The organism is Bifidobacterium asteroides (assembly GCF_003202695.1).
Classification (GTDB): Bacteria; Actinomycetota; Actinomycetes; order Actinomycetales; family Bifidobacteriaceae; genus Bombiscardovia; species Bombiscardovia asteroides_G.
Genome location: NZ_QGLL01000009.1, coordinates 212,159 through 233,691, shown reverse-complemented (window position 1 = coordinate 233,691; position 21,533 = coordinate 212,159). Strand labels below are relative to the sequence as shown.

Genomic DNA, 21,533 nt, shown 5'->3' with positions numbered 1-21,533 from the left:
AATGGTTTACTGTTGGGACGGCTCACTCTCGGAGTTGCCCTGAGTGTTGCCTTCGTTTCCGCTCTCAGCGTTGCCGCTGTTGTCATCGCCCTCGGTGCCGCCTCCGGTGCCAGCACCTGAACCGCTGCCGGATCCGGACTGCCCTCGCCCGTTGTTCTGGCGCTGGCCGCGTTGCTGGGGCTCATATGAGTATTCCCGGTTGGGCGTGTTCCGATAGCTCGCTTTGGATCCAGTGCCCCAGTTGCCTTCGGGGCCACCGATCCTGCCGTGGTCCTCAGCGTCTGAGAAACGCTCTACCGGACTGTTGCCCAGGGCTGACTTCATGTACTTGGTGAAGAGTTGTACCGTATAGAACTCGCTCTGATAGCGATCCGGCACTTTCAGGGCGCTGCCGTCCTCCCCCTGGTTCCAGATGGCGAAGGTGGTCAGAACCGAGGGAGTGAAACCGATGAAAGAGATTGCGGTCTGGTCATTGGCTGTGCCGGTCTTGCCGGCGATAGGCCGCCCCAGGGAACGGGCATAGGATGCAGTGCCGTGCTGGACCGTAGTGGTCATGGCCTTCTGCAGCAGGGCCACCTGTTCGGCGTTGAAGACCTGATCCGACTGGATCGTGGCCGTATAGAGCTCCTGATCCTTGGCATCCTTCACCTGAGCTACTAGGTGCAGCTTGGGTCGTCGTCCCCCGTTGGCCAAGGTGGCGTAGCCCTGGGTCACGTCATATACCGTGAGGGCGTCCACGCCTAGGGTGTCGAAGGTGGTTGTATCGTCGATCTTCCCGGTGATGCCTGCTGTGTGGGCTATCTGGGCAATCTTGTGCGAGGTCACGTGTTCGCCCAGGTCCATGAAGACCGTGTTGACCGAGTTGGCGAAGGCCGAATAGAGATTGATGTTTCCGTAGCTGACATTCCCGGCGTTGGCGACGGACTTGCCCACGCTGGAGAAGGTGCGCGGGGAATTGCCGTTGAAGACCGTGTCCAGGCTTACCCCATCCTGGATGGCGCCTAAGAGCGTATAAGCCTTCATGGTCGAACCCACCTGGAAGGTTGCCTGGTCCACGTTGTTGAGTTGGTGGGTCAGGTAGTCGTCCCCGGCATACAAGGAGATGATCGCCCCGGTCTTGGGGTCTACCGAGAGCCCTCCAGTCTGCAGGGTGGCTGGCAGATGCTTGTTGCCTGTGGACGGGCTTGTTACCTGGAACATCAGATCCTGCTTGTCCTTTTGGATGGTGGTGATGATCCGGTAGCCGCCTGTATCCAGGTCGTCCGCGGTGAAAGGAGCTTTTTTGCCCAAGGACAGCTCGTTGCGGACCATGCGCAGCAGGTAGCCGTTGGGCCCTTGGTAGACGTTCTGCGGCATGTATTTGATGGTCTGCGGCATTTGAGCGCTGGCCCGGTCCTGATGACTGATGTAATGGTCCTCTTCCATAATGGCCAGCACACGGCGGAAGCGCGATTCGGCCTGCTTGGGATTGACCCCCGGATCCCAGGAGGCCGGGGCGGGGATGATGCCGGCCAGCATGGCTGACTCAGGCATGGTCAGATCCTTGGCATCCTTGCCGAAATAGTTTTGGGCGGCGGCCTGGATCCCGTAAGCGCCGCGTCCGAAGTAGATGGTGTTCATATAGTTGCACAGGACCGTGTCCTTACTCTCGGTCCTGGAGATCTTTAGGGAGAGAATAGCCTCGCGCAGCTTGCCCTTGTAGGAGGTGGTCTCGCCCAAATAGTAGCGCTCGGCATACTGCTGGGTAATGGTGGACCCTCCCTGTCGGGTGCCTTTGGTCACGTTGTTGAGCAGCGCCCGGCTAATGCCTTTCAGGTCGATGCCGTTGTCCTTGTAGAAGGAGCGGTTCTCCGAGGCGACGACCGCGTTGCCCACATACTTGGGCAGGACCGCGCAGTCGATGATCTCCCGGTTTTGATTGGCATAGCTCCCGATGGGAGTGGTGCCATCCGCATAGTAGACGGTGGTCTTTTGCGCCAGAGCCTGCTTTTCCGGCGGGATGATCTCAGTGGTCAGATACAGGTAGGCGAAGGCTGCCGCCCCGGCGACCAGCACCAGTCCCAGCAGGGCCAGGGTCCACTTGAGCAAACGATGCGACTTGCGGCCCCGACCGCGACGAGGTCCGCCACCCTGAGGGTGCTGGTCAGCATGTCGCGATACGGGCTTGTCAGTGCGATTCCTGCCCCCGTGCGCTCCGGACTGGGTCCTGCGTGCGGGTGAGGTCGAACTGACTGAACGAGTCTGATTGGCCATGCTAACTACGCTATCCGGCCGGGCTGAAAACTGTTCGACCTAGGGCTGAACGTTCATCGTTTTCGTACGTTTGCGCCTTCCTTGGGGGGCTGTTCTGCCAGCGGGGGCGCATATGAGGATCCATTCCATCATGCCATCCACGGGGAGAAGGTATGCTTAGGTTGGAAATAACTCAGTAAATCAGAGGAGTTTGTATGAGCATCCGTGTAGCTATAGCGGGCGTGGGCAACTGCGCTTCCTCGCTGGTACAGGGAGTCGAGTATTACAAGGACGCCAAGGACGATGACAAGATCCCCGGCATCATGCACGCCAACTTCGGTGGCTACCGCATTCGTGACGTGGAGTTCGTGACCGCCTTCGATGTGGATTCCCTCAAGGTCGGCAAGGACCTGAGCGAGGCCATCTTCGCCTCGCAAAACAACACCTACAAGTTCTGCGACGTCCCCAATAAGGGCGTGGAGGTTCTGCGTGGGCCGACCGGCGACGGGCTGGGCGAGTACTACCGCAAGATGATCACCGAGTCGGATGCTGAACCCGTGGATGTGGCCCAGGTTCTGCGCGACAAGAAGGTCGACGTCCTCGTCTCCTACCTGCCCGTCGGCTCTGAGCAGGCCGATAAGGCCTATGCTGCCGCCGCCATCGAGGCCGGGTGCGCCTTCGTCAACTGCCTGCCCGTCTTCATCGCATCCGACCCCGAGTGGGCTCAGAAGTTCCGCGATGCAGGCCTGCCCATCGTGGGTGACGACATCAAGAGCCAGGTAGGCGCCACCATTACCCACAGGGTCATGGCTCGTCTCTTCGAGGATCGCGGCGTTCGTCTGGACCGCACCTACCAGCTGAATGTGGGCGGCAACATGGACTTCATGAACATGCTGCAGCGTACTCGTCTGGAGTCCAAGAAGGTTTCCAAGACGCGCGCAGTCACCTCCATCGTTCCTCACGATATGGATCCCCACAACGTCCACATCGGCCCCTCCGACTATGTGGCCTGGCTGGATGACCGCAAGTTCGCCTTCGTGCGTCTGGAAGGCACCACCTTCGGTGATGTGCCGCTGAATCTGGAGTACAAGCTGGAGGTCTGGGATTCTCCTAACTCAGCGGGCATCGTCATTGATGCCCTGCGCGCCGCCAAGATCGCCCTGGACCGCCACCTGGCTGGCCCGGTGCTGGCACCCAGCTCCTACTTTATGAAGTCCCCCGCTGTCCAGCATGAGGACAACGAGGCCCGCCAGCTGGTCGAGGATTATATCGTCGGCAAGGTGGAAGGCGACGAGAGCGCCCTGGATGCCGATGTCAAGACCGCCAAGGAGAACGGCAAGGACGTCTGGCACGCCTGAGTCTGCGGATTCTGTCTGATCGATTTCTGAGGCGTCGCTTCAACGGTTGTCCCGGAGGCATGAATGGCAGATTCCTGGTCTGGAAAAGGCCGACCGCTTATCGTAAGTGGTCGGCCTTCTCGTATTCTAATTGGAACGGCGGCTCCGGATTTGCCGACTTCGACTCGTGCCGGACTCTTCGCCTTGGGCTCTCTCCAAGGATTGCCGTTAGAAGGTCGGCGGAAATCAGGTTCCGGTTTCAGTCCTTGGCAGGGCCTGCCAAGGGAGCGACTCGCTTGTCCCAGGCATCCAGGGCCGAGTTGATGACCTGGTGCATGTCGTAGTAAGCATAGGTGCCCAGGCGGCCGCCGAAGACCACCTTCGGCTCCTGGGCGGCCAGCTGCTTGTACTGGGTGTAGAGGGCGCGGTCGTCGCTCGTGTTGATGGGGTAGTAGGGTTCGTCGCCCTTGCCGGCGAATCGGCTGTACTCCTCCCAGACCACGGTGCGCTCGTGGTTCTGCTGGTCGTAGCGTTCGGGGTTGAAGTTCTTGAACTCGATGGCACGGGTGTAGGGCACGTCGGGATCGGAGAAATTCATGACCGGGCAGCCGAAGTGGTCGTCCTCGTCGTAGCGGCGCTCTTTGAAGTCCACGGTCCGCCACTTGAGCTCGCCCAGACGGTAGTCGAAGTAGCGGTCGACCGGGCCGGTGTAGACCACGGGGACCTGTCCCACCAGAGCGTCCCGGTTCCAGGGCTGGGAGGTGTCGAAGAAGTCGGTTTTCAGGCTCACCTGGATGCGTGGGTCGTCGATCATCCTCTCGAACCAAGCCGTGTAGCCATCCTTGGGCAGGCCCTCCCAGGTGTCCTTGAAGTAGTGGCTGTCGTAGTTGAATCGCACCGGAAGCCGTTTGATGATGGAGGCAGGCAGCTGGGAGGGGTCGGTCTGCCACTGCTTGGCCGTGTAGTTCTTGATGAAGGCCTCATAGAGGGGGCGGCCGATCAGGCTGATCCCCTGATCGTTCAGGTTGCCCGGATCGGTTCCGGCCAGCTCGCCGGCCTGCTCCCGGATCAGTTCCCGGGCCTGCTCAGGGGTGTAGTGGGCGTGGAAGAACTGGTTGATGGTGCCCAGGTTGATGGGCAGGGGATAGACCTCGCCCTTGTGGGTGGTGTAGACCCGGTGGGTGTAGTCGGTGAATTCGGTGAAGCGATTGACATACTCCCAGACCTTGCGGTTGGACGTGTGGAAGAGATGAGCACCATACTTGTGGATTTCGGCCCCGGTTTCCTCGTCCATATAGGAGTAGGCGTTGCCGCCGATGTGATCGCGCACGTCGATGATCCGCACCCGCGCACCGCTGTGCTCGACAGCCTGCTGGGCCACGGTCAGACCGAACAGGCCAGCGCCCACAATCACCAAATCAGCATCTAAGTCAGCCATTCGTCTTCAGCCATCCATCCCTTGTCGCTGTGATGCCGGGTCTGTCTATTGCCAGGGCCCGGCCTGATCCGTGATCAGCCGCTTGAGGTACGGCGATCCTGCTGTCTATATGCTAGCGGGCGGATCTGGTCGGGCAAGCGGCAGGCGGCGATGTCGACCGAATGCGCACCTGACTGAAGGGGTCGGCGCTTCCCGATGGACAAGTGGAACCTGTCTGCTATCATGGTGACTTGCTCTCACGTGGCGTTATGTCACCCAATCCCCCCAGGGCAGGAATGCAGCAAGGGTAAGTGGCCTCTGGCGGGTGCGTGGGAGTTTTTCATATTTACCGACTGAACTGGCCGGAGTCGTGAAAACAACGCGTTCGTCTGATGAGGTGTCGGCTGTCGACCCAGGGGTTGGATAGAGTCTTGAGGTATGACCAAAAAGCACAAGCAGGGCAAAGCACAGCAGGCCTGGTACCGGGACCCGAATGAGCAGACCAAAGCGAGCAAGAGTCATGTTGACCGGGATCCTTTGACGTCTCGCCCCCGGATTTCAGCCGTGGTTCTGTGCCTGGTCACCGGTCTGGCCTGTCTGGGTCTGGCGGCATTGGTCTGGTGGGCGGCCGTGTGGACTGTGTCAGGGCAGACCTATGACGACATGGCCCTAACTAACTTTCGAGGTTTTCTTGACCAGGCGCCCTTGGCCAAGGCGTACCTGGGACTGTTCACCATTCCTTATGTGACTGCAGCGATATGCGTGGTGCTGGGTCTTTCAGCCCTGGCGGTTGTTCTACTGCACCGCCGGTGGTGGCTGCTCGGGCAGGTTGCTGTTTATGCTTTGGTGGTCTACGGGGCGGCGCGTATCCTCAAGCGCTTCCTGCCTCGCCCTGTGCTGATCCGTACTCAGGCCTCCACAGCCAATTCAGCACCATCCGGGCATACCATCCTCGCTCTGGCGGTAGTCCTGGTCCTGTTGTGTGTGGTGCCGCGCGTTTGGAGAGCCTTAGTCGCCTTGGTAGGGTTCGCCTTTGACCTGTCGGTGGGCTGCTCGCTGGTGCAGGGGGGCTGGCACCGTCCCTCAGACGTGGTCATGGGCATTCTTATTCCGGCCGGTCTCTGTCTTATCGCTCTGGCTGCCACTCGAGGAACCGGGATGGATGCCCCTGGGACTCGAATGTCCTCTGCTTCGATTCAGATTGTCTCCACTCTGATGTTGGCAGCAGGATTTCTTGGGATTCTTTACGCCTGCTATGTCATCTGGCAGGTCAGTCCTGGTCTGGAGATCGGCGCCCGATGGACCGCCTATGGGGTTCACTGCTCGGCTGTCATACTGATGGCCGCGGTTCTGTCCGTGACGTTGGGTCTGGTTCTGGCGATGAGGCAGATCACGGCCTCGCCTCTGACCAGGATGGGCCTTGTCGGCCGCCCCCCGGCCCCGCCCCAAAATAACTGAGGTCGGTCTCTGGGCGTACTGAATATCTCTGATTCATCCACCACCGGGCCCAGGGATACACACACGTGCACATGACCCCCTGATTTGCACGGTTACGGAACCTCGTGAGTAAGATGGCGTGCGAAAGACCACAATATAAGGAGAGGCCATGGCATCCGGCAATAAGCTCGTCATTGTTGAGTCGCCAACCAAGGCAAAGAAGATCGGCGGGTACCTGGGCAAGGGCTACACGGTCATGGCCTCGGTGGGCCATATTCGCGATCTGGCCCAGCCATCGCAGATCCCGGCCTCCCAAAAGAAGGCCTATGGCAAGTTCGGCGTAGACGTGAACGATGGCTTTAAGCCCTATTATATCGTGGATGATAAGAAGAAGCACACGGTATCCGAGCTCAAGAAAGCGCTGAAGAACGCCGACGAACTCTACCTGGCCACTGATGAGGATCGAGAAGGGGAGGCCATCGCCTGGCATCTGGTCCAGACCCTCAAACCCAAGGTGCCGGTAAAGCGTATGGTCTTTCATGAGATCACTCCAGAGGCCATCAAGAATTCGCTCAAGCACACCAGGGACGTGGATGCCCACATGGTTGATGCCCAGGAGACCCGCAGAGTTCTGGATCGGCTCTATGGCTATGAGCTTTCCCCGGTGCTCTGGCGCAAGGTGGGCCCTGGTCTGAGTGCCGGGCGGGTCCAGTCTGTAGCGACTCGGTTGATTGTGGAGCGTGAGCGTGAGCGCATGGCCTTCGTCAAGGCCTCCTATTGGGATCTGCTGGCGCATCTGGTGCAGGAGGATGGCGGGAAATCGACATCGTCAGGCGGTTTTCAGGCGCGCATGATCAGCCTGGGCGGGCGGCGGCTGGCGGTCTCCAAGGATTTTACCTCCAAGGGTCGGTTGACTGAAGCGGCCGCCAAGGAGCAGGTCCTGCAGCTGGATGAGCAGTTTGCTCGAAGCTTGGCTGAGGCGCTGAAGGAGCAGGACTTCACGGTGACGGGTATGGAGACCAAGCCTTATCGGCGGCGTCCTCAGCCCCCCTTCACTACGTCTACTCTGCAGCAGACGGCAGGCAACCGGCTGGGTATGAGCTCCCGGGCCACCATGCGCGCCGCCCAAGGACTCTATGAGAATGGGTTCATCACCTATATGCGTACGGATTCGGTCACCCTCTCCCAGGAGGCCATTGCCGCTGCCCGGAAAGGGGTCGAGCGTGAATATGGGGCCGAATATCTTTCGGCAGAGTCCAAGCAGTATGTGACCAAGACTGCCGGCGCCCAGGAGGCTCATGAGTGCATCCGGCCCGCTGGTTCCACATTCCACAGGCCCCAGGAGCTGGCCGACCGTCTGGCCCCTGACCAGCTCAAGCTCTATACCCTGATCTGGCGGCGCACTCTGGCTTCGCAGATGGCTGACGCCACCGGGTCAACAGCCACCGTCCGTCTGTCGGCACAGGCCGGCGAGGAGGGTGCAGCCCTCTTCCAGGCCTCAGGCACTGTCATCCAGTTCCCGGGCTTCCTTAAAGCTGTGGGTTCAGGGTCAGAACAGACCGATGAGGATTCATCCCTGCCTCCAGTCCAGAAGGGGGATGTGCTTCGCGCCGCCGCCGTAGAGCCTGAGGGACATGAAACCCAGCCGCCTGCACGCTACACCGAGGCATCCCTGGTCAAGACCCTGGAGGCCAAGGAGATCGGCAGACCTTCCACTTATGCCAGCATCATTTCGACCATCATCGACCGTGGGTACGTCTACGAGCGTGGTCGTGCGCTGATCCCCTCCTGGCTGGCCTTTTCGGTAGTCAGATTGCTGGAGACCAATTTTCCCAAGTACGTGGACTATCAATTCACGGCGCAGATGGAGAATGGCCTGGATATGATCGCCCATGGCAAGGAGCGAGGCAAGGACTGGCTGACCCGGTTCTACTTCGGTTCGGGCCCTGGCGCTGCTCAGAATGCAGACCAGGCCCATCAGGGTCTGCAGGAGCAGGTGGCCCAGTTGGGTGACATTGACGCCCGCAAGATCAACACCATCGAGATCGGCGATGGCCTGCAGGTGAGGGTCGGACGCTACGGTCCGTATCTGGAGGATACAGCCGACCTGGATGCCGATGGCAATCCCAAGCGGGCCTCGTTGCCGCCAACCATGGCTCCGGACGAGCTGACTGTAGCGTCGGGCCATGAGCTTATCGCCGCCAATGCCGGCGGTCCCCGCCAATTGGGCAAGGATCCGGAGACTGGCGGTCGGGTCGAAGTGCGCAAGGGCAGGTTCGGGCCCTATGTGGCCCTGCTCAGCCCCGAAGAGGAAGCGGCTGAGCAGAAGAAGCCTACCGACAAAACTGCACGGACAGCCAAACGGACTGGTACCAAGCCCAAAATGGCGTCACTCTTCAAGACCATGGATCCAGACACGGTCACCCTTGAGGATGCCCTGAAGCTGCTCAGCCTGCCTAGGACCGTGGGCAGCATCGAGCTGACCGATGCCAAGACAGGAGCGATCAACCAGGCCACCGTTACAGCCAGCAATGGCCGCTATGGCCCTTATTTGACAGCCACCAAGGCCGACGGCGGCACTGAGACTCGTTCGCTGACTGACGAAGAGCAGATCTTCACCATCGATAAGGCGGGGGCTAAGGCCCTCTTTGACCAGCCTAAGTATGGACGGCGTTCCAGGGGTACAGCCAAACCCCCTCTTCGTGAGCTGGGTGTGGATCCTGACAGCGGCAAACCCGTCACCATCAAGGACGGGTTCTACGGTGTCTACATCACCGACGGGCAGACCAACAGAACCCTGCCCAAGCAGTATACGGCCCAGTCCATTGAACCAGAAGTGGCCTTCCGCCTGCTGGCGGAGAAGCGCGCGGCAGGACCCGCTAAGCGGCGCGGCAGGACCACTCGTAAGTCGACAGCACGAAAGTCGACAACGCGGAAGTCGACGTCTGGCAAATCTGCAGTCGCCAAGTCGTCTGCTCGCGCTCGCAAAACCACAAAGAAGGCCAAGGCCGCTAAGACTTCCAAGACTACGGAGCATCAGGCATGAGCGACGGTTTGTTCATTTCCTTCGAAGGCATGGACGGGGCGGGCAAAACCACTCAGGTTCAACGAGCGCACAACTATCTGCAGGAGTGCGGTCTGCGATCCCTGGTCACCCGCGAGCCAGGCGGCACCCCTGTCGGATTGACCATTCGGGAACTCGTTCTGCACGGTCTGGCCGCCTTTCCGTCGGTTGCCGTGACCGGGGGCACTGATGTGGTTGATGCCTCCGACGACCTGGCCTCCAGGACCGAAGCCCTGCTCTATGCGGCGGATCGGGCCGAGCATGTGGCTCAGGTTGTGCGTCCGGCTCTGGATCGAGGAGACATTGTGCTTTGCGATCGCTACTTGGATTCCTCAGTGGCCTATCAGGCCGGAGGCCGTGATCTGTCGGCGGATGTGATCCGTCGGCTGAGTCTGTGGGCCAGTCAGGGCCTTCTGCCCAAGCGCACCTACCTGCTGGATGCAGATCCAGACCAGTCCAAGCTGCGTCTGGATCATGAGCCCGATAGGCTGGAGTCGGCTGGCGACGACTTTCAGCAGCATGTGCGTCAGGCATTTCTGCAGCTGGCTCAGAGGGAGCCCGACCGGTTCCTGGTTATCGACGCCACTCAGTCCATCGACCAGGTCTGGCAGATCATCCAAGACGATCTGGATAAGTTGGTCGAAGGCCGCGAGCCGGATCTGCCGCAGGCCGACGATGATCCCCCTGATGTCGTTGATGAAGATGATGGCGCTGACGCTGACGGTCAAAACGATGCTGTAGAAGATGAATCGGCTGCAGCGTACGAGGACGATGAGCAGGGTGCCGAGTCGGACTGGACCGAGGCCACGGATGCGGCCCAGGCATCGGAGGATGATGTCGACTGGCAGGATCAGCCGGATGACGATCAGTACAGCCAGTCCATGAATGCGGGAACAGTTGGCGGTGCTGCTGATGATGATTCGGCTCCTCTGGGTTCCCGCGCTCGCTGGCTGCTCCGGTCCCGGCTCCTGCGGAAAACGCGATGAGTGTCTGGGATGCCATTGTGGGTCAGCAGCCCACGGTTGATCTGCTCAAGCGGACGGTGGCCGCTCAGGCCCAAGGCCATGACGAGGTGGCGCAATCCTGGCTGATCTGCGGTCCTCCTGGATCAGGGCGTTCCAATCTGGCCCGGGCGTTCGCAGCTGCCCTGATCAGCCCTGACCAGGGATTGAGCGATCAGCCTACCCGCGTTACCCAGCAGGTCCTGGCCGGGACCCATCCGGATGTGACCATACTGTCCACCAACAAGGTCACCATCGGCATCGACGAGGTCAGGGAGCTGATCATGACCTCGGAGCAGATGCCATCAACCTCGCGCTGGCGGGTCATCATCATCGAAGACGTGGATCGAATGCTGGAGCGGACTACCAATGTGCTGCTCAAGGAGATCGAGGAGCCCGCCGAGCATACCATCTGGCTTCTGTGCGCACCCAGCGCCCAGGACGTGCTGCCCACCATTCGTTCACGGACCAGGGTGCTCAACCTGGCGGTGCCTTCCAACACTGCAGTGGCCGATTTTCTGACTGATCAGGTGGGGGTGGACCGGTCCTTGGCCGCTAAGGCTGCCCGTCTAGCCCAGGGGCATATCGGCATCGCCCGTCTCTACGCCACAAGGGATCAGGTCCTGGCCGACCGTGATGAGCTGGTGGTGGGCCTGCTGGGCCTGCGGCGCGCCTCGGATGCCGTGGTCCTGGCTGGTCGGGTAGTCGATGCGGCCCGGGATCAGGCTACTGCCACCGTGGACGATGAGGTGTCCAGGGACGAGCGGGAGTTTCGGCAGATCAATGGGCTTAAGGACAAGGAACGCATTCCCCGTCAGCTTCGTGGTGCCTATCATGCCTTGGGCGGCAAGGATCAGGTTCGCCGACGGGTCACCAGATTGACCCGGGATGTGCTGGACCGCAACTTGAGCACTCTGGCCAGCGTCTACCGGGATGTGGGTGTCCTGCAGAACGGCGCCGAGGAGGAGGCTGGCTTGGTCAATTTGGAGAATCGAGCAGCAATTGCCGATCTGTCCGTCAGGCTTTCCAGGCAGGGGGCCATCGACCGCATTCAGCTGATTGCCCGAGCTCGCAGGAGGCTGGCCGCCAACGGCTCGCCGCTCCTCGTCTTCGAAGCCCTCTTCTGCACCCTGCTGGTCTAAGCCCAAACCAAGGGTTCATCAGGCAAAAGTGCCCGGCAAGGTCATATCACTGCTGCCGATCCTTGGCGACCAGGTCGATTCCCTGCACTCCAGCGCCGGTGGTAGAGCCACATGGGAGGGGAGAATGGACTGTCCCTTGGCGTCGACCAGCCGCAGCACCTCTTGGACAATGCTTTCTATGGGGGTCTTGACTGCAGTCAAGGTCGGGCTGCTGATCAGGCAGGCCGGGCTGTCCACGAAGGCGGCCACCTTAACCTGGTCGGGAACCTGGAAGCCCAGTTGGCTGCAGGCCATCAGAGCGCCCAGGGCCAGCGAGTCGTCCCCGCAGATGATGGCGTCGGGATGGTCGTTTCCCTCAGTGAGCATGGTCATGACGGCATCGTAACCGCGGCGCATGCTGCAGGGACCGAACTGGACCCAGTCCGGCTGAGGCGTCATGCCCAGGGTGTTGGTCAAGGTGGAGAAAGTCGTGAAGAGCTCGGTGGCCGCGCTGGTGTCCAACTCACGGCTCAGATAGGCCACTGCGTGTGCGTTCTGCTCGGCCAGGTGGGCGATGATGAGCCGCATTGAGGCCGCCTGGTCCATGCCGACCCAGCTGGTGTGGTAGGAGAGCGGTCTGCCCCCGACCTGGACGATGGGCAGCCCGGATGGCAGATCGGCAGGCATGCCATCCGGGTCGTCATCCGGCGAAGGGACGACGATGATTCCTTCGACCTGCCGGGCCGCCATGGACCTGATGGCAGCTTCGCGCTGTTGGTCGTCCCTGGCAGATATGACCAGCAGATAGCGCCCCTGCTCGGTCAGTCTCCTGCTGAGCATATCCAGGATGGACCCTGCCATGCCCGTGGGGACCCCGCATAGGATCAGCCCCATGGTTCTGCTGCGATCCGAGCGGAGCGCGCTAGCAGCGAAGTTAGCTGAGTAATTAAGCTTCTCAGCCGCAGCTCTAACCCTGCGACTGATGTCATCGTTCTTGCGCCTATGACCGGAAAGGACACGGGACACAGTCGCCGTCGAAACTCCGGCCAGGGCTGCGACGTTGGCAATGGAAGGCTTGTTGTCCGCCGTCTGTCCCATTGGCTCCCTCGAAGATCCTTTCCGCTGATGTCGGCTGCCTCTGGTGACGGAGTTATTCGGCCTGGGTCAGCTTGGTGACCAGGGAGTCCGCCACGGTCTCGGCCTCGTCGCCCTCGACGGTCACGGTGACCTTGTCGCCCTTGGCGATTCCCAGGCTCATGACCATCAGAATGCTGCCGGCGTCTACAGGATTGCCGTCGCCCTTGGCTATGGTAACCTTGCATCCGCTGGAGGCGGCGGCCTGCGAGAATTCCGAAGCGGGCCTGGCATGAATGCCCACCGGGTCGGTGATGACAGTGGAACGTTGTGCTGTTGCCATGGTGATCATCTCTCCTGAATATATGGCCGATCTTGTCGAACCGGCATGTCTAGTGGTGGATACGCTGGTTATCTTACCACTGCAAAAGAGGAATTACAGAAAACGATTACCGTTGAAAAACGAATGAATATGTGTATACTGAACATCGTTGCATGAAGAACGTTTCCACTGCCGTTGTTCAGTTTGCCTCAGGGCGGCTCTCGTGCAGTGGCCAGGCACTAAGGAGTGCGACATGGAGATCCAAGGCGTGGGCATTGGCCGCGGCGTTGCCGTTGGTCCGGTTATCCATATGGCGGCCGGACTCGACGTGCCCGGCGATGAGGCGAGGCCTGACAACCTGACGGCGGATGCTGAATTCAGCAGGGTCGAATCCGCTCTGGCATCGGTCAACAAGGACCTGCTTGCGCGCGCCAAGGCCGCCCAGGATGGGCAGGGGGCCAAGGATGCTGCTCCGATTCTGACCGCCCTGGCTCAGATGGCCCAGGACCCGGCCCTGAAGACCTCGATCCGATCCCTGCTGGACGGTGGCAAGACCGCCGAGCGATCCGTCTATGAGGCCTTTGCCGACTTTGAGGGAAAGCTCCAGGCCATCGGCGGATACATGGGGGAGCGGGCCAACGATCTGCATGATGTTGGGCAGCGTGTCATCGCCCATCTGCTCGGTGTCCCGGCACCGGGCGTGCCGGAAAGCGACAAGCCATTCGTTCTGGTCGCCCCTGACCTGTCTCCGGCCGACACCTCCAGCTTGGACATGACCAAGGTTCTGGCCATCGTCACCATTGAGGGCGGCCCAACCAGCCATACCGCCATTCTGGCCCGGTCCAGGGGGATCGTCGCTGTCGTAGGCGCTCAGGACGCGGCAGGGCTGTCCGACGGACAGACGGTCATCGTCGATGCCGCTGCCGGCAAGGTGACGGCTGATCCCACCCAGGAGCAGATTGAAAAAGCTGAGCAGGCCCGTCGCGAAGCGGATCAGGCCAAGGCCTTGCGAGGCAGCCCAGGCCAGCTCAAGGACGGAACCAGGATTCCCCTCCTGGCCAATGTCGGCAAGCCTGCGGATGCCGATCCGGCCTTGGAGTATGGAGCCGAAGGTGTTGGACTCTTCCGTTCGGAGTTCCTCTTCCTGGGCAACGAGCAGGCACCCGGCGTCGAGGAGCAGGCCAAGGCCTACCAGGCTCTCCTTGAACGCTTCCCCGGTCGCAAGGTGGTCATTCGTCTGCTGGACGCCGGCGCTGACAAGCCGCTGCCTTTCCTTACCCAGGCCGACGAACCCAATCCGGCCCTGGGGCTGCGCGGTCTGCGCACGCTTAAGGTCCACAGCCAGGTTCTGGAGGATCAGCTGGAGGCTCTGGCCCTGGCCGATGCCGAGACGGATGCCGACCTATGGGTCATGGCGCCAATGGTCGCCGACGAACATGAGGCTGACTATTTCGTCCGTCTGGGCAAGAGCAAGGGGCTCAAGCGAGTGGGCGTCATGGCCGAAGTTCCTTCAATTGCGCTGATGGCCGACAAGGTGGCCAAGGTGGCCGATTTCGTCAGCATCGGCACTAACGATCTGACCCAGTATACGCTGGCCGCAGACCGCACGCTGGGTTCGGTCGCCTCCTATCAGACCGCCTGGCATCCTGCCGTCCTCAGGGCCATTAAGCTCATCGCTGATGCCGGTCAGGCCAATAACATGCCTGTTGGAGTCTGCGGCGAGGCTGCTGCCGATCCGGACCTGGCCGTGGTTTTGGCTGGAATCGGCGTGACCAGCCTGTCCATGACTCCGGTCGCTCTGGATGATGTTCGCGCCGAACTGGCCAAGCACACCGTGGATGAGGCCAAGGCGCTCGCCGCCAAGGCTCTGGACGGAGAGTTCTACCATCCCCAGGGGTGGTGAGCAGGCGACCGGATTTGTGCAGACCCATCAGATCCGGTGCAGTCGATCAAGTCAAACAGCACGAGCAAGGAGCAGACATGACGGATTTCCAAGCCTTCCTTCCCGACACATCCTTCGCCTTGGATGTACCGGCGACTGACTGGCGGGATGCCATCCGCAAGGCGGGCGACAGGCTGGCGGCCTCGGGGTTCACCACCGATGCCTACACGGACCAGATGATCGAGACTGTCGAGAAGATGGGTCCCTACATCGTTATCGCTCCCGGTCTGGCTCTGGCTCATTCCCGGCCCAGCGAGGCGGTTCTGGGAACCGGCCTGAGCTGGGTAAGGCTGTCCACGCCCGTGGAGTTCGGCAACAAGGCCAACGATCCGGTCTCCCTAGTGATCGGTCTGGCCGGCCGGGATGAGCAGGAGCACCTGCAGGTGATGTCCGCCATCGCCGGTGCTCTGACGGACACGAAGAAGACCGAGCAGCTGGCCAAGGCCGGCACTCCTGGCGAGGTCCGCGCCATTCTCGAATCGTGAGCGGGACCCGCTTTTGCGGATTCCAGCATGGCAAACACAAGAAGCAGTAGAAGCAAACAAGGAACAAAGGAGCAACTCATGGATATTCTCTGCGTATGCGGCAACGGCATCGGCACTTCAGTTCTGCTCAAGGTCAACGTGGAGCAGGTGGCATCGGAGCTGGGCATGGACGTGACTGTGACCACCTCTGACGCAGGCAGCGCCAAGGGCACCGCCAACATGAACGACCTGGTGCTGACTTCGCCCCAGCTGGCGCCCGAGCTTGAGGGGACCACCACCCCGGTCGAGACTGTCCAGAACTTCATGGACAAGGACGAGATCAAGGGCATTCTGGAGCAGTACGCCGACTGATGCGCCCGGCGGGCATCCTTCATCGTCAGACCGATGGAATGCTCGCTCTTTTAAGTTTGAGAACAAGAGAGAAATAGTAAGGACAAACAATGAATGTCTTCCTTGCGGTGCTGAACTTCATCAGCCAGGAGATTCTGAATGTGCCCGCCTATCTGATTGGCATCGTGGCGGCCATCGGCCTGATCGCTCTGAAACGGAGCGCGGGCCAGGTCATTTCTGGCGCCCTTAAGGCGGCCATGGGCTATCTGATTCTGGGCGCCGGCGCCACCGTGGTGACCAACGCCTTGGATCCCTTCGGCAAGCTGGTCTTCAAGGCCACTGGCGCCCACGGGGTCGTCCCCACCAACGAGGTTATCGTGGCTCAGGCCTCCAGCCAGTTCGGTGCAGCCTCCGCCTACATCATCGTGCTCAGCTTCATCATCATGATTCTGCTGGCACGGTTCACCCCGCTCAAGTACGTCTTCCTGACCGGCCACCATATGGTCTTCATGTCCACCCTGCTGGCTCTGGTCCTTTCGATTGGGTTCGGCAAGGGCAACAACCTGCTCATCGTGCTGATCGGCTCCCTGCTCATGGGCGTGATCATGGTGGCCATGCCCGCCTTTGCCCAGCCATACATGAACCGGGTGACCGGCAGCGACAAGCTGTCCATCGGCCACTTCAACACCTTGGGCTATGTGGTCTCAGGCGCAGTCGGCAGCGCTGTGGGCAAGAAGTCGCGATCCACTGAGGACATCGACTTCCCCAAGGGGCTGAGCTTCCTGCGTGATTCCATGGTTTCCACCACCCTGCTCATGGTCGTCCTCTACCTGGTCTTCGCTGTCTGGACCGCCTTTAAGCCTGCCAAGGTCGCCTTCGCCGTCTTCCCCTCCCATCCGGCCAACTGGGGAGCCTTCTTCATGGCCGCCTTCGCTCAGGCTCTGCAGTTCGGCATCGGCGTGAGCATCATCCTCTACGGCGTTCGCATCATCCTGGGCGAGCTGGTGCCCGCCTTCCAGGGCATCGCCAACAAGGTGGTCCCCGGTGCCCGTCCTGCCCTGGATATCCCCATTGTCTTCCCCTACGGTGCCAACGCGTCCCTGATCGGCTTCCTGGCCTCCTTCGCCGGCGGTCTGGTGGCCCTGGTCATCATCGCCGTCTGGCTCGGGCCCGTCTGGGGTCTGGCCCTGATCCTGCCGGGCATGGTGCCCCACTTCTTCGATGGCGGCGGTGCCGGCGTCTTCGGCAATGCGACCGGCGGCCGCATCGGGGCCGTGGTCGGCGGCTTCATCAATGGTCTCCTGATCACTTTCCTGCCGGCCATCCTGATGACGGTTCTGGGCAGCTTTGGCCTGTCCAACGCAACCTTCGGCGATGCGGACTTTGCCTGGTACGGCACCGTGGTCGGCAAGCTGGCCCAGCTGGGCATCCCTGTCGGGGCCGTGGCCTTGGTGGTCATGGCTGTGGTGATCTTCGCCCTGGCCTGGATCTGGCAGGTCAAGGTGGTCAACACCGGATGGATGCCTGCCGCCAAGCATGCTGAGTTCATCGCCAGTGTCGAGGCTGAAGAGAAGGAGGCCAAGGCTCAGGCTCGTGCAGCCGCCAAGGCCGCTCGTGCCAAGACCAAGGCCGCCGAGGCTGCGAAAGCCGAATAGGCATGCGCAAGCGCGTCTTATAGGCGCCAGGAGGAAGGGTTCGGCTGATTCCTTTCTCCAATACAAGATAGAGCCGCCCGTTTCCTTTCATGCGGAAAGGAAACGGGCGGCTCTAGCACTCTTGAACCAGTGCGTTGGGCTTAATTGCGCCAAGCTTCTTTAGCGGATGCACTTGACCCCGTCGCTTGTGCGGGCGAGAATCGAGACATGAGGATTAACACTGATTTCGGCACCATTCCCGATCGGTATGCCAAGCGCGCCCCTCAGTCCCTCACGCGCAAGGGACGTCCTGTAGTCTCTTTCCCCTTCCGGCTTGAAGGGGTGCCCCAGGAGGCCCGATATCTGCACTGGATGTTGGTGGATCCTGATTCCGTGCCGGTCTGCGGCTTCCCTTGGATCCACTGGTCCGTGGCCAATCTGCCTGTAGAAGCTCTGGCTGCCCTGCAGCCTGATGAGGACGGTGGCTCCGTCCTGTCCATTCCCGAGGACTTCTCCAGAAACCTGCCCAATCTGATTCCTGGCGTGCCTCAGGGCCGGACTTCGGCCGCCTCGCCGCTGGTCATGGAGGAGGAGATCGCCGACGATCCCGCTGTGCTCATGCGCTACAACGGTCCCACCCCTCCAGACCAGGCCCATGACTATGTGCTCTCGGTCTGGGCCACGCAGGAGGCTCTTGCTGGTTTGGAAGAGGGATTCTGGCTGAACGCCCTGGTCCATGCCATTCATTCCGCTCAGCCTGCGGCGGCTGCGGCTCGGGTCTGGCTGCCAGCCAAGGCATGAGAATTTGATTTAGCGCACATCCCCTGATATTGGGACTGATATTGGGGCGGTCTGGCACTAGAGTGAGGCCATGCCCCAAGTGCGCAGACGGCCGTCATCCCTGTCTGCACACGCAGTCGGGCGGACAGGTATTCCCCGACCTCCAGGCTGGTGATGACAGTTGACCGTGACCAGATAAAAGGAAGACGTTTATATGCCCTGCACCACGCTTCTGATAGGTAAACACGCCAGTTACGACGGATCCACCATTATTGCTCGGAATGAGGATTCAGCCAACGGGGAGTTCCGTCCCAAGCGTTTCGTCCTGGTCGCTCCCGACCAGCAGCCTCGGCACTACCGCAGCGTGATCAGCCACCTGGAGATGGATCTGCCCAAGGATCCCATGCGTTACACCTCGGTGCCCAACGCCGTGCTTGATCAGGGGCTCTGGGCCGAAGCGGGCGTCAACAGCGACAACGTGGCCATGTCAGCCACCGAGACCATCACTACCAACGAGCGTGTTCTGGGTGCCGATCCGCTGGTGGAGCTCACCCCTGCCCAGGGCCATCCCGGCGATGAGGGCTACCTGGCCGAGGTGCCCGGAGGCATCGGCGAGGAGGATCTGGTCACCATCGTCCTGCCTTATATCCACTCGGCACGGGATGGCGTCCAGCGGTTGGGCTCCCTGCTGGAGCGTTACGGCACCTATGAGATGAACGGCATCGCCTTCAGCGACGTGGACGAGATCTGGTGGATGGAGACCGTGGGTGGCCACCATTGGATAGCCAAGCGTGTGCCCGATGACTCCTATGTGACCATGCCCAATCAGCTGGGCATCGACGAGTTCGATCTGGACGATGCTTTCGGGGATCAAACCGACCACCTCTGCTCAGCCGACCTGCGGGAGTTCATTGCTGACAACCATCTGGATCTGGCTGTGGAGTCGGCCTCGCCCTTCAATCCCCGTGATGCCTTTGGTTCCCATAGCGATTCAGACCATGTGTACAACACGCCTCGCGCCTGGTACATGCAGCGTTTCCTCAATCCCTATGACGAGATCTGGGACGGGCCGGATGCTGATCATGCTCCCACCAGCGACAACATCCCCTGGTGCCGCCAGCCCGAGCGTCTGATCACGGTGGAGGATGTCAAATACTTGCTCAGCTCCCACTATCAGGGCACGCCATATGATCCTTATGGGCGGACCGGCGACGAGCACACCAAGGGGCTCTACCGGCCCATTGGCATCAATCGCAACGACCAGCTGGCCCTGATCCAGCTGCGCCCCTACCGGCCTGAATCCTGCCGGGCCATCCAGTGGATGTCCTACGGGTCCAACGCTTTCAACGCCCTGGTTCCCTTCTATGCCAATGTGGAACGTACGCCTGATTATCTCGCTAACGCTACGGATCGTGTCTCCACCGACAGCCTCTATTGGTCCGACCGGCTGATTGCTGCACTGTGCGACTCGGCCTTCGCCGGCACTTCATCTGCAGTCGAACGCTACCAGCAGAGCGTTGGAGGCGAGGGCCATCGTCTGATCGCCGCTGCTGACGAACAGGTGACCAGGCTGGAGGGCGCCGATAAGGGCACGGACAACCCTAAGGTCCGCCAGGTTCTGGAGGCTGCAAACCAGGACATGGCCGACCGTCTGCGCAAGGAGACCGATGACCTGCTGGGCCAGGTGCTTTATACGGTCAGCATGGGCATGCGCAACGGATACCACCTGTCAGACAACTGAGCCATCTGAATCGACAAGGACCACAAAGAAGGAGAGCCCCATGACCGACTTCGACGATTATGTCAGGCCATACGGCCTGTTTGGCAAGATCGACGCCTTTGGCTACCTGAAGGACTTGCGGGAGCATCCGGACATGCCGCGCAAGCATGGACGGGTGCTGCTGGTCACCGCAGACACGCCGCTCAAGGCCTCGCGGGGCGAGGGCAAGACAACAACCACCATTGCCCTGATCGATGCCCTGCGCGCCCGGGGAGTGGATGCCGCGGCTGTCCTGCGCCAACCCAGCATGGGCATTACCGCAGCCGGGTCCAAAGGCGGCGCCTCCGGTGGCGGCAAGTCCTCCCTGACGCATCCTGAGCTGGTGGACTGGGGTCTGTGCGGGGAGATGGCGGCCATCGAATCCGCCCAGAACCTGCTGGTCTCCTTTGCGGAGAAGGCTGTGGACGAGGGTCGGTTGGACACTGTTCTGGTGCCCAGGGTCAGTGAGGTCCCCTCCCGGTCCCTGAGGCAGATCACGGTGGATCGCGGCAAGGGCGACCTGCCTGAGCGGACCGTGCTGACGCCCACCTGTGAGCTCATGCAGATTGTGGTGCTCTCCCGGAGCATGGAGGAGATCGAACAGCGCGTGGCTGCCATGGTCGCGGGGACCCTGGATGGTTCTCCGGTCACCTTCGGGCAGTTTGTGGATCTGTGGCGGATCACCGGAATTCTGACCGACGCGGTCAAACCCGCCTTCACTCAGACTCTGGAGGGTTCTCCAGTCTATGTGCATGGCGGACCGTTCGCCAACGTCTCTATCGGCATTCCCAGCCTGGTGTCCGTGGAGATGGCCTGCGCCCGGCACGACGTGGTTGTCGTCGAGGCGGGCTATGGGGCTGATGCCGGGGCCCAGAAGTGGCTGGACATCGCTGCCCGCGAGTATGGGGCCCAGTGGCCGGCCGCCGCCGTGGTCGTCACCCGTGCCACCACATGGCGGGACGATCCCAAGCTGAGCTGGCGCTATCCCTTCCACGTGCACCGTCTGGAGGGACTGGGCATCCCCACCTTCCCGCTGATCAACCTCTGGGAGGGCGAGGACGACCAGGTGGATTCCCTGCGACAGACCGCCGACGGTCTGGGCTTCCGCAAGCCCATTGCGGGCAATCTCTTCCGTGACGGGGGCAAGGCCCTTGAGCCTCAGCTGGACGATCTGATCAAGGCCCTGCAGGAGCCCACGAACGCCCGGGCGGATACAGCCAGCCTGCATGGCATGTCCGTGCCGGATCGAATTCGGTGGATCGCCCGGAGCGCCTACGGGGTGCCGGCCGATCGCGTTATTGAGCGTGAGGGCTTCCAGGACAGTCTCCAGGCGGCCTCCGAGCTGTGCAACAAGGCAGGCATCCCCGTCGAGGATCTGACGGTGGTGGCGGTCAAATCGCCGGCTACTATGACCGACGATGACCGGGCAGATGAGGACAAACGCACAGTCACCCTGAAGAAGGTCGAAGCCCATACGGGGGCCGGTCTTCTGCAGGTGAGCCTGACCACCTCACTGACAACACCTATGCCCAAGATCGTTTGAGCCAGCAACGGCAGGATTCGGTAGGCCTGTGACGCGCCGTGTTGCAGGTCTGTCG

15 protein-coding genes, 1 other RNA gene and 1 pseudogene are annotated in these 21,533 nt (G+C 61.2%); 13 read left to right on the top strand and 4 right to left on the bottom strand.

Annotated elements, in window-relative coordinates:
- Nucleotides 1-6 precede the first annotated feature (6 nt).
- Nucleotides 7-2,253 carry a transglycosylase domain-containing protein gene (locus DKK75_RS07205; RefSeq protein WP_110452736.1) on the bottom strand — a complete coding sequence of 749 codons (2,247 nt, stop codon included), beginning with the start codon at nucleotides 2,251-2,253 and terminating at the stop codon, nucleotides 7-9.
- A gap of 194 nt (nucleotides 2,254-2,447) precedes the next feature.
- Between DKK75_RS07205 and DKK75_RS07200 the strand changes: the two genes are divergently transcribed.
- Nucleotides 2,448-3,590: an inositol-3-phosphate synthase gene (locus DKK75_RS07200; protein WP_110452735.1), complete on the top strand. Its 1,143-nt coding sequence runs from the start codon at nucleotides 2,448-2,450 to the stop codon at nucleotides 3,588-3,590.
- A gap of 238 nt (nucleotides 3,591-3,828) precedes the next feature.
- On the opposite strand, the gene glf is transcribed toward DKK75_RS07200, so the two are convergent.
- Nucleotides 3,829-5,007, bottom strand: coding sequence for a UDP-galactopyranose mutase (gene glf / locus DKK75_RS07195; RefSeq protein ID WP_110452734.1), 1,179 nt, complete (start codon nucleotides 5,005-5,007; stop codon nucleotides 3,829-3,831).
- A gap of 230 nt (nucleotides 5,008-5,237) precedes the next feature.
- Between glf and ffs the strand changes: the two genes are divergently transcribed.
- From ffs to DKK75_RS07170, 5 genes and pseudogenes are all read left to right on the top strand, one after another.
- Nucleotides 5,238-5,328, top strand: an RNA gene (gene ffs, locus DKK75_RS07190) — signal recognition particle sRNA small type.
- A gap of 96 nt (nucleotides 5,329-5,424) precedes the next feature.
- Nucleotides 5,425-6,444, top strand: coding sequence for a phosphatase PAP2 family protein (locus tag DKK75_RS07185; protein ID WP_110452733.1), 1,020 nt, complete (start codon nucleotides 5,425-5,427; stop codon nucleotides 6,442-6,444).
- Nucleotides 6,445-6,592: 148 nt separating this feature from the next.
- Nucleotides 6,593-9,469 carry a type I DNA topoisomerase gene (gene topA, locus DKK75_RS07180; RefSeq protein ID WP_110452732.1) on the top strand — a complete coding sequence of 959 codons (2,877 nt, stop codon included), beginning with the start codon at nucleotides 6,593-6,595 and terminating at the stop codon, nucleotides 9,467-9,469.
- A pseudogene (gene tmk, locus DKK75_RS07175) lies at nucleotides 9,466-10,119 on the top strand (dTMP kinase); the annotation flags it as partial. The gene topA and the pseudogene tmk, both read left to right, overlap by 4 nt.
- 350 nt (nucleotides 10,120-10,469) lie before the next feature.
- Entirely contained in the window at nucleotides 10,470-11,630 is a 1,161-nt protein-coding gene (locus DKK75_RS07170) for a DNA polymerase III subunit delta' (protein ID WP_110452730.1), read from the top strand.
- A gap of 18 nt (nucleotides 11,631-11,648) precedes the next feature.
- On the opposite strand, the gene DKK75_RS07165 is transcribed toward DKK75_RS07170, so the two are convergent.
- Together DKK75_RS07165 and DKK75_RS07160 are read right to left on the bottom strand one after the other, a co-directional pair.
- Complete coding sequence (locus DKK75_RS07165) at nucleotides 11,649-12,707, bottom strand: LacI family DNA-binding transcriptional regulator (RefSeq protein ID WP_110452729.1); 1,059 nt, start codon at nucleotides 12,705-12,707, stop codon at nucleotides 11,649-11,651.
- Between the two features lie 52 nt (nucleotides 12,708-12,759).
- Complete coding sequence (locus tag DKK75_RS07160) at nucleotides 12,760-13,026, bottom strand: HPr family phosphocarrier protein (RefSeq protein ID WP_110452833.1); 267 nt, start codon at nucleotides 13,024-13,026, stop codon at nucleotides 12,760-12,762.
- 232 nt (nucleotides 13,027-13,258) lie between these two features.
- On the opposite strand from DKK75_RS07160, the gene ptsP reads away from it, so the two are divergent.
- From ptsP to DKK75_RS07125, 7 genes are all read left to right on the top strand, one after another.
- Entirely contained in the window at nucleotides 13,259-14,908 is a 1,650-nt protein-coding gene (gene ptsP, locus DKK75_RS07155; RefSeq protein ID WP_110452728.1) for a phosphoenolpyruvate--protein phosphotransferase, read from the top strand.
- Between the two features lie 77 nt (nucleotides 14,909-14,985).
- Nucleotides 14,986-15,432: a PTS sugar transporter subunit IIA gene (locus DKK75_RS07150; RefSeq protein ID WP_110452727.1), complete on the top strand. Its 447-nt coding sequence runs from the start codon at nucleotides 14,986-14,988 to the stop codon at nucleotides 15,430-15,432.
- Nucleotides 15,433-15,510: 78 nt separating this feature from the next.
- Nucleotides 15,511-15,783, top strand: a complete 273-nt coding sequence (locus tag DKK75_RS07145; RefSeq protein WP_024626949.1) for a PTS sugar transporter subunit IIB — start codon at nucleotides 15,511-15,513, stop codon at nucleotides 15,781-15,783.
- An 89-nt stretch (nucleotides 15,784-15,872) separates the two neighbouring features.
- Nucleotides 15,873-17,417 carry a PTS ascorbate transporter subunit IIC gene (locus DKK75_RS07140; protein ID WP_110452726.1) on the top strand — a complete coding sequence of 515 codons (1,545 nt, stop codon included), beginning with the start codon at nucleotides 15,873-15,875 and terminating at the stop codon, nucleotides 17,415-17,417.
- 207 nt (nucleotides 17,418-17,624) lie between these two features.
- Nucleotides 17,625-18,197, top strand: a complete 573-nt coding sequence (locus DKK75_RS07135) for a YbhB/YbcL family Raf kinase inhibitor-like protein (protein ID WP_110452725.1) — start codon at nucleotides 17,625-17,627, stop codon at nucleotides 18,195-18,197.
- Between the two features lie 193 nt (nucleotides 18,198-18,390).
- Nucleotides 18,391-19,917: a C69 family dipeptidase gene (locus tag DKK75_RS07130; protein WP_110452724.1), complete on the top strand. Its 1,527-nt coding sequence runs from the start codon at nucleotides 18,391-18,393 to the stop codon at nucleotides 19,915-19,917.
- 40 nt (nucleotides 19,918-19,957) lie between these two features.
- Nucleotides 19,958-21,478, top strand: coding sequence for a formate--tetrahydrofolate ligase (locus DKK75_RS07125; protein WP_110452723.1), 1,521 nt, complete (start codon nucleotides 19,958-19,960; stop codon nucleotides 21,476-21,478).
- Nucleotides 21,479-21,533: the final 55 nt, after the last annotated feature.